Annotated in this window: 2 protein-coding genes; both read right to left on the bottom strand. The window is 73.7% G+C overall.

Annotation, left to right across the window (positions count from 1 at the left end; genetic code table 11):
• On the bottom strand, positions 1-7218 hold a 7218-nt coding region (locus tag AE652_RS07905), incomplete at its 3' end, for a SpvB/TcaC N-terminal domain-containing protein (RefSeq protein ID WP_159028390.1).
• A 570-nt stretch (positions 7219-7788) separates the two neighbouring features.
• The coding region (locus AE652_RS07900) for a thiopeptide-type bacteriocin biosynthesis protein (RefSeq protein WP_049650470.1) at positions 7789-8866 on the bottom strand (1078 nt) is incomplete at its 5' end.

Raw genomic sequence — 8866 nt, 5'->3', positions numbered from 1 at the left:
GGGCGCGACCGGCGGCGCCGGCGGCGCCTCGGGCACGGGCTCGGGCGTCGGCGCGGGTCCGGGTGTGGGCCCTGCCGGGGGCTGCTCGGCCGCGCCCTGAACGACGGCCTTGCCGATCGAGTACACGATCCCGGCGATGCCGAACGCCTCACCGACCGGACCCGGGATGGCACCGCCGAAGTCCAGCAGGGCGCCGAAGTAGTCGCCTTCGCGCAGATCCTCCAGGCCCATCCCGATGCCGAGCGCGATGCCCACGCCGGGCACGAGCAGGGCGCTCTTCTTGAGCGCCTGCTCGCCGATCCGCTTCAGGGCGCCCTCTCCGGCCTCCTCCAGGGCGTGTTCGGCGGCGCGTTCCGCGGCGTGTTCGGCCGCGCTCTCGACGGGAGCCACGCGGATGCGCGGCTCGGTATCGACCCGGATCCGCGGTTCGGCGTCGACGCGGACCCGCGGCTCCTCGACGTCCACCCGCACCCTTTCCGGCGGTTGAGCGGCGGGAGCCTGCGCCGGGGCCTGGGCAGGGGCCTGCGCGGTGGCCTGGGCCGAGGACCGTGCGGCCTGCCAGCGCCGGTAGACGTGTTCCTTGGCGTAGTTGTCGGAGGCATTGCCCCAGTAGCCGCTGCCGGCGTCGCCGTGCGTGGCGAACTTCATGTTGTAGGGGTGCTCGACGTGGACGGCGCTACGGACCCGCGGGGCGCCCTTGCCCATGCCGCCCCGGCCTCCGCCCGGATTGCGCCACTTGTACAACTTGTCGCCGTGGCGCTTGAGCATGGTGCGGTGGTGTTCGAGGATCTCCTTCGGCGTCTTCCAGGCGTCCTGCCCCCAGCGCGGATCGATGGGCTGGCCGGGGTGGAGCCTCTCGATGATCTGGCGGGTCTCCGCGTCGAGCGGGGTGGTGCGCATCCGCAGGTCGTAGATGAACTCCTTCCCCCGGCCGCTCCCCGCCCGCCCGGTCGGGTCGGCGAAGTTCACCGGGTCGCCGGAGACGTACGCGTACAGGTTCAGGCCGTCGGTGAAGCCACCGGGGTCGGTGCTGATCCAGCGGCCCAGCCAGCAGGCGTAGTAGCGGGCGCCGTAGTAGTACAGGCCGGTCTCGTCGTCCTTCTCCTTGCCGTTGTAGCGGTAGCGCTTGACGCTGACCTGCGCCGCACCCGCCGCCAGCCACAGCGAGGTCGTGCCGTAGGGGTGGTACTCCTCGTACGAGATGACCCGGCCGGTGGTGTCCGTCTCCAGCAGGCTGGAGCCGAGGCGGTTGTTGAACTGCAGACGGACCGCCGGCGAGCGGTCCGAGCCCGGATCGTCGGTGTCGACGGTCACCGTCTCGACCAGCGCGATCCGGCCCTCGCCGTCGCCGATGTGCACGGTGGTCCGTTCGAAGACGACGGCCCCGCCGCGCCGGCGGCGGAAGACCTCGTACCCGCCGACGTAGGTCCGCTCCTCCTGGAGCCCGCCGATCCGGGTCACGGTCTTGCGCACGCGCCGCCCCGTCGCGTCGTACAGGTAGGACGCCCGGCCGCCGCCCCCGAGGTCCACCGACCGCAGTTCGTCGGCATGGTTCCACTCCAGTGCGCCCGGCAGGTGGGCCATGCCGGTCGTCCGGCCGTTCGCGTCGTAGCGGAAGGCCGCGGAGCCGGCGCTGCCGGCCGGGTCGCCGGGCCTGGTATGGAAGAGCAACCGGTCGGACGCGGTGTCGTTGGTGTAGCGGCGGGTGAAGCTGCCGTTGGGCCCGGCGCTGTGCACCAGGGTCAGGGGGTTGCCGGCCGGGTCGTAGGTGTAGTCCTGACGGTAGGTGCGCAGCGCCTGCGCGTCGTTGGGGTGCGGGAGCGGCGCGTACGCGGGCTCGGTGCTGTCGGGCTGGACGCCCAGGCTCGCGTGTTCGCGGCCGGTCGCCGAGCGCAGCCGGTAGACGGGATCGTAGGTGTAGCGGGTGACCGGGGCGGCGACGTTGCCGTCGAAGAAGACGGTCTGCTGGGCGGCGTCGGTCACCTCGACCAGGTTCCCGGCGGCGTCGTAGGTGTAGCCGAGGTCCTGGAGCGCGGTGGGCGATCCGCCGCCGGTGAGCGTGCGCAGGCCGGTGAGGTTCGAGGAGATCGGGTCGTACGTGTACGTGGTGACGATGCCGTCCGCGTAGCCGATCAGCCGCCGCCGGCGGTGGGCGTCGTGTTCGACGTCGGTCACGATCGGGGTGGCGGCGGTCGCCGTGCCCGGGAAGGCGTCGACGGCGGCGAGGAGTCCGCCCTCGCCGTAGCGGGGCGCGACGCGGGTCCCGTCGGGGAGGGTCTGCAGGACCGGCCGGTTGAGCGCGTCGTAGGCGGTCGCGGAGGTGAGGACGTCGGTGGTGTCCAGCAGGGGCGCGGCCAGGGCGTCGAGGTCGGCGAGCGGCCGGCCGTGCAGCGGTGACCAGTCCGGCGGGGTCTCGGCCTTGGCGGGGGTGCGGGAGGTGGAGAGCAGGTTGCCCTTGAAGTCGAAGGCTCCGGCCTGGTCCAGGCCGCCCTCGTCGTAGTGCCGGTACACCCGCCCGAGCAGGTTGAGGCTGACGGCCTGGGGGTGCGACTCGCCGTGCACGGTGAGGTCGGCGAGCCGTTCGGTGCTCGCGCCGGCGGCCAGCACCCAGGTCTCGGCGGGGCGGCGCAGCGGGTCGTAGGTGTAACGCACGGTCGTGCCCACCGCGTCCCAGGCGCGGAGCGGGACGCCGGAGCAGTCGGTGAGCCGTCGCCGCTCGCCGGAGTCCGCGGCGGCCGTGCGCAGCACCCGGTTGAGCAGGTCGTGCGTCTGGTCCACCGCGCGCACGCCCCGCGCGTCGGTCACGGCGAGGGTGTTGCCCTCGACGTCGAGGACGGCAACGGTCTCGTACACCCCGTCGGGGCCGTTGTCCTCGCGGGTGCGCACGGTGCGGCCGAGGGTGTCGAGGACGGCGACGGCCGGGGTGTTCGCGTAGGCGGCGGCGAGCTGGGCGGCCCGTTGTTCGGCGGGCGGGGTGCCGGCGGCCTGTCGGTCGGCGTACCACCGGCTGGTCAGGACGGTGTCGCCGGGGTCGCTGCGGGTCTCCTCCCACGGGGTGAACGCGGTCGTGTCGTAGGTGCCGTCGGGGTGGTCGGTGCGGATCAGCCGGCCGAGCGGGTCGTAGCGCAGGATGTCCGTCACGCCCTGCTTGACCAGGACCTCGGCGTCCTCGTAGTCGACGGTCGTGGAGAAGTAGGGTTCGTAACTCTCCACCGGCAGTGCCTTGTTGTTGTAGACGGTGCGGCCGCTTCCGATCCAGCGCGGCGCGGTGCCGGTGTCCACGGGCACCGCGTGGCCGTCGGCGCCCAGGGCCTGGGCCGGACCGGGCTCAGCCTGCGACTTGGTCATCGCCACGCGGCCGAGGCCGTCGGTGTAGACCCGGCTGCGCTGCCAGGGGCTCGCCGGGTCGCCATGCCGTTCCCGTGTCTCGACGTGCGCCCAGACCGGTCCCCCGTGGGTCTGCCAGGCGTCCAGGCCGTAGGTGTAGACGGTGCCGGGCAGGGCGTCCGGGTCGCCGTCGGTGCCGGCAGCCTTGCCGGTGGTCCAGGTCGCGGTGATCAGCCCGAGCGGGTCGAACGCGCAGTGGCCGCGGTTGCCGTTGGGGTCGGTGATCTGCCGGGGCGCCAGCACCCGGTAGTCGTTGTCGACCGTCGTGACGAGCGTGTCGTACGGCGCGGTCCGCGACGCCCTGCTCGCCGTCGTCAGCAGCCGGTGGCTGTCGTAGTCGATGGTGGAGGTGTTGCCGAACGGGGAGGTGTACGACACGGGCAGCAGGAAGTCCGCGCCGTAGCCGTGGACGCCCGAGGGGGCCCACCACAGGCCGTCCTCCAGGACGTAGCCGCCCTCGCCGGTCAGCAGCGGAGCGTCGACGAGCCCGCCATAGGCGGCGGTGAGCAGCCCGGGTGTGAAGGCGAGCCGGTAGGACTGGTGGGGCAGTGCGCGGGCGCCGGTGAGGCCGAGCGGCAGGGGCGCGGTGAGGTCGTCGGACCAGTAGCGGGTGCGCTGGCGCTCGATGCACCGCCGCTGGACGACCCGGGCCGCGGGCTGCTGCTCGTAGGGGATCTCGACGGCCGCGGCGAAGGCCGCGCGCAACTGGTCCGCGGTGTACCGGTGGCCGCCGGGGGCGGGCAGGCCGGTGATCTCGTGGGCGATGACCTCGATCGGTGTGCCCAGCCGCAGCACCTGCGCGGTGTCGGTGTTGTCGATGGTGGCCCTCACCCAGGTCACCGGGACGGCCTGCTGTTCGGCCACGGCGGGGGTACGGCGGGCGTAGTCGACGGCGGCGCTGGAGGTCACCGAGCCGTAGGCGTCCACGTCCAGGGTCAGCGAGTGGGCCACGCGGGGATCGGCCGGGTCCCGCTCGTAGTGGCGGAGCAGCACTTCGGCCTCGTAGGTGGTGAACGCCGCCCACGCCGCCCACGGCCGGTGCGGCGCGGGTGTGCCCTGGACGGCGGGCTCGGCGGCGGGCTGGAGGCGGCGGGCCCGGTGGGACTGCTCGGAGACGCTGTAGGGGTGGACGGCCTGCGGCGTGCCGTCGTCGGCGTAGATCTCGGTGCGCAGCGGCGCACCGGTCAGCGCCCGCAGGGCCTGCCGGTACTCCTCGCCGCCGGTCACGCCGTCGAACGTCACGGGCGGCAGCGGGTCCGCCGCCGTGTCCCCGTTCCAGCGGCCGGTCAGCACGTCGGCATAGGCCCCGGTGTGGAACCACCGTCGGGTGCGCACAGGGGGTACGTCGAGTTCGCCGCCGGGCGCGGCGAAGGTCTCGGCGTCACGGGTCTCGACCATGCCGAAGCCGCGGAACTCCCTTTCCACGCCGTCGAAGTAGCCGTGCCGGTAGCTGTAACCGCAGGTGTGGTCGGCGGCCGAGACGGCGTCGGTGATCCGGTGGAGGGCCACCACCGGGACGGGGAAGGGCAGGCTGGTGACCCAGTGGTCGGCCGGGTCGGCGGAGGCGCGGTCGGCGAGGTAGTAGCGGGTGGAGGGGGCGTACTCGACGCGGGTGCGGGCGCCGAAGTTGTTGCGCGCCTCGCACAACAGGTGCGGCTTCCAGCCGGCCAGGCGGGGATCGCCGTCCGGCAGGCCGGTGTCGGTGCCGCGTGACAGGTCCAGGTACTCGACCCGGCCGCGGTCCAGGGGCGAGGACCAGACCAGGCAGGCGGTGCCGGTGCCGAGCAGGTCCACCACGTCGGCCCGGCCGAGCCCGTCCACGGTCGGGAACGCCCCGAGCGACTGTCTGGGGCCGAAGCCGTTGCCCGCGAGGTTGCGCCACCAGTGGACGTCGTCGCGGCCCAGGTAGAGGAGGTCGGCCGGCCCGGTGCCGTCGATGTCGGCCAGCCGCACCCGGCGCGGGTCGAAGGTGTCGGCGAAGTCGAAGACGGGGGCGCCGTCCATGGTGACCTTGGCGCCGAAGCGGCCGTGGCCCAGCGCCGGCCAGTAGCAGACCTCGCCGTCGCGGATCCGCACCATGTCGCTCAGACCGTCGCCGGTCAGATCGGCCGTGAAGACCGTCCGGGTGGTGTCCACCCAGGTCAGCCGAGGTGCGCGGGTCTCGTCCCAGGGCAGGGTCACCTGCTGCCGCGGGCCGTAGCCGTCGCGGCCCGCGCCGCGGTTCCACACCAGGCCGTCGCCGGTGCCCAGCAGCAGGTCGGGCAGCCCGTCGCCGTCGAGGTCGACCTGGCGCAGGCCCGGGTCGTCGAAGTCCAGGACGGGGGTGGAGCGGAAGGGCCGGAACGGCGACCAGCCGCCGTCCTCGCGCAGCGCCGAGCCGAGGCCTCCGGGGCCGGCGTCGACCAGGCTGAGGCGGCCGTCGCCGGTCAGGTCGGTCAGTCGCAGCCGTCCTTCGCCGCCGGGCGCCGCCGTCCCCGGCGAGGGCGCCGTCACGACCTGCTCGGGCGGGGCGAGCCGGCCGCCGCCGAGGTTGCGCTGGTACCACCACGCCCCGGCCTGCCGGTTCAGGGCGCCGGGAAGGCCCTCGCCGTCGAGGTCCACCCAGTACGGCCCGTCGCTGCCCTCCGGTGCCGGAACCGCCTCGACCCGCCGGGCCTCGGTGTCCGGCTCGGCCGTCGTCCAGCCGAGTTCCAGCGGGGGCAGGGCCGCGGTGCGGTAGTCGCCGAGCGTCGGATCCCAGTCGTAGCCGGTGTGGGTCACCGACACGAGTTCGGTGGCCACGGCGTCAGGCGCGAAGGTCAGGTCGGTGGAGGCCACCAGCCGCGGGTTGGGGCCGCCGGCGAACTCCTCGGGGAAGTCGTGGAACATCATCACCCGTCGGCACAGCCGGCGGGTCCTCAGCTCGAAGCCGGCCCGGTGGTCGGAGAAGGCGTCCTCGCGCACCGGCCAGGGCCGTACCTCCAGCGGGGCCCGGTCGTGCTCGCCGTAGTCGAGGACGACCAGGAAGCAGGACGGATCGGCCGATCCGGGTTGCCGGTTGCCATAGCGGACGCTCTTCAGGTACCGCGTGGCCGGCGGAGGCCCGTCGAGGCGGTGGCGTTCGTGCAGCGCGGAGGGGTCGACGCCGGCCAGGTCCTCGGACTTGTAGGTGTACGTGGTGACGTTTCCGCGGTCGTCGCGGACCTCCTCCAGCAGCCACTGGAAGACCCGCCCGGGATCGTCGGGGTCGGCGACGCGCGCGCCGGCGTCGCGGCCGAACACGCTGGTGACGTTGTCGCGCGAGAGCGTGCGCCAGAACACCTCGCCGACGCCGAGGCGTTCGCAGCGCTCGATGCGGCTGAACGCGGTGTCGCAGCGCGGGCGGAAACGGCCGACCCGGTACGCGGCGCCGTCGATGGTCACGTCGCGGACATCGGGCGACCAGGAACCGTCCGGCTGCTCCAGCAGGACCGGCACGAGATCCTCGGCGTCCGAGAGCAGGTACACGTCGGAGGCGTCGTACCGGGGGACGCCCTTGGCGGTCTTGCGGGAGATCGTGGGGAGCCCGATGTCGAAGCCGAAGCCGAACGTGCCGTTCCCGGCGCCCGATTCGTACCGCAGCGCCAGCCCGGGGCCGCTGCCGGAGCGTCCGGGGCTGAGGGCGAGCGGGACCGACATCGAGCCGGTGCCGCGCGCGGGGTTGACGGTGAACTTCTCGCCCAGCCCGCGGATCGCCCCACCGCCCTTGGGCAGCGACGGGGTCGGCAGCAGCGGCCCGGCGGCGCTGTCGCCGGCCGACGACCCCGAGGGCGCCGCGGTGCCCCCTTCCGGCACCAGGACTTCTTCCGGCACGCTCACCCGGTTCCCCGATTCCCTCGGCCCCGGGAGCCGACTGTCTCCGCGCTTGGCCGCGTGTCTGTGCGCATGGTCGCGGCGGGTGCGACCGAGCGCCGTTCGACCTCAACGTAAGGGCCCTCGGGAGGGGCCGCGCGCCGCCATCGCCCGTCCGGTGGTGCGGGAGGCGGCCATTCGGATCACGGAAACGGGGGGCCAGGGCTGTGCACGGCGCACAGCCGCCACGGGTCGTCCTCGGCGTTCCGCGGGTGCGGCGGCACGGCCAGGTGCACGAGAGCCGAGGCGTTCGATTCGGTCGTCGCCGTGCCACCGGGCCATCTCGCGGAGTGCCGGCCGGAATTCCCGGGTGAGGACCGCGTCGAACTCGCAGAACAACGATTCCCCCGCGCCCTTCTTGAAGGCCTGGCCGGGCAGCTTCGCGTCGAGGTCGAGGACGGACGCACTGCGGGACCGGACATCGAGGTAGCCGTCGCGGTCAACCATGGTTGAACCCTTCCTTTTCACTGAGCTTCCCCCGGCCTGACGGACATCGATCACGCGGTGGTCCCCAGGAAACCCACCGGGGTGTCAGCGGGCCGTCGCGGCCAGGCTCTGGCGCGTCCGGAAGAGCAGTTCCAGGATGGTGTGTTCCGTCGTGCGGTCCGGGCCGAGCAGGCGGTTGCAGTGCAGGTGGACGTAGCTGTCGCAGAGGTCGGGCAGCGGCTTGCCGAGCAGCCGGTGGCGGTCCAGGTCGGCGAGCCGGGCGGCGACGTCCTGCGCGGCGCGGCGGCGTTCGGCGAGGACGGCGTCGATGCCGGGCGGGGCCGGGCCGCGCAGCAGTTCGCAGAACTCCGCTTTGCGGGTGCGGTACTGGGCGCCGGCGGAGCGCAGTCGGTGGGTCCAACGGTCGTGGACCCGGCGGTAGAAGCGCAGCCGGTCCGGTTCGTCGAGGCCGAGGCCTGCCAGCAGGTCGTCGATGGTGAGCAGGGCGAGCGCCGTGTCGTCGAGCGGCAGTTGTCCGGTGCGGCCGAGGGACAGCAGGTCGAGGACGGCGAGGCTGTCGGCGGTGTAGAGCTGCTCGGTGGCGTCCATGGCGGGGAGGCCGCCGTAGCGTTCGATCTCGCGGTCGTAGACGTCGAAGCCGAACCGGGAGAGGTGTCCGTCGGCCAGGAGGGTTCCGGCCCAGTCGCCGAGTGCGGGGATGAGCCGGCCTGGGTCGCCGCGCAGGCGCAGCCGCAGGTGGGGGTCGGGGTCCGCGTAGCGCAGGAATATGCGGCGGTCCGTGTGGTGCGCCGTGGCGCGGACGAGGTCCCTGACGCCGTCGGCGAGCAGGGAGTTCTCGTCCTGCCGGTCGCCGTAGAGCTTGACGTAGGTCCAGTCGCTTCCGGGGTGGCGCAATCGCTCCGTGCGGCCGATCGGGGCGTGGGCGGGCCGGGGCCGCCGTGCGGGAGGGGCGGCGGCGCGGCGGGTCATGGAGACGACGAGTTCCACGATGTGGGGCCCGTCGGGCCCGGTGGCCCAGGCGTCGTCGAGGCCGGGGAGGGCTTCTTGGAGGACGACGGCGCCGCCGGGCCGCAGGTGGTTCACGGCGCGGCGCAGTTCCTCCGTGTGGGAGCGCGCGGCGAGGTCGATGAGGAGTCGGTGGTCGGCGGCCTCGTCGCTGCTC

It is taken from the genome of Kitasatospora sp. MY 5-36, assembly GCF_001182915.1.
GTDB lineage: Bacteria > Actinomycetota > Actinomycetes > Streptomycetales > Streptomycetaceae > Kitasatospora.
The sequence above is the reverse complement of the archived record's forward strand: the minus strand, read 5'-3'. Positions and strand labels throughout refer to the sequence as shown.